Consider the following 715-nt stretch of genomic DNA (forward strand, 5'->3'; position numbering starts at 1 on the left):
GTCTAATCGTGTTTAAACATCATCAAAACATTCGTCGTTTACTTTCGGGTGAAGAGCCTAAAATTGGTGAAAAGAAACTGACAGAAAAAAACTCGGCATAACGCCGAGTTTTTAAATGGATTTTAAGCGTGAACTTTGTTTAGGAAGTTCAACAGCATCTGATTCACAAACTCGGGCTGTTCAAGCGAACTGATATGACCCGCTTCAGGAATCTCCACCAACTCACTGCCCGTAATGCAGTCATTCATTAGGTAAGATTCAAATACTGGACGCGGCTTATCTTCTCGACCAACTGCGATCAATGTTGGTAGTGCGAATTTTTCTGCATCTTCAATCACATCACGTCGCCCAAATACCATGCGACCGATACGAGCAACTTCTACAGCTCGCTCACCTGTTAGCGATTCAAGGCTTTGTTTAAATGAAGCGACCAATTCTGGGTGAACTTGATCCGCGTTATTCGCAAAGAACCGTGGTGCAACGGCTTCGATAATAGGCCCAGGAACACCTTGAACTTGGCTGATGGTATCTAGCATCGCAAAGTATTTTTTATGCGTCACTTCTGGTTCCCAACCAATAAAGGTATCCATCAACACCAATGACTTCACTCGTTGCGGGGCTTGAGCGGTCAGTTCCGCGCCCCACATGCCGCCAACAGATAAGCCAACAATGGAAAATTTGTCGATTTCCAAATGATCCATTAGCGCCAGCATGT

1 protein-coding gene and 1 pseudogene are annotated in these 715 nt (G+C 44.8%); one reads left to right on the forward strand and one right to left on the reverse strand.

Annotation, left to right across the window (positions count from 1 at the left end):
* Positions 1-101, forward strand: a pseudogene (locus tag R7Q48_RS27345) (glycerol-3-phosphate acyltransferase); the annotation flags it as partial.
* A gap of 21 nt (positions 102-122) precedes the next feature.
* On the opposite strand, the gene R7Q48_RS27350 reads toward R7Q48_RS27345, so the two are convergent.
* On the reverse strand, positions 123-715 hold a 593-nt coding region (locus R7Q48_RS27350), incomplete at its 5' end, for an alpha/beta fold hydrolase (RefSeq protein ID WP_318133401.1).

The organism is Vibrio sp. 378 (genome assembly GCF_033339435.1).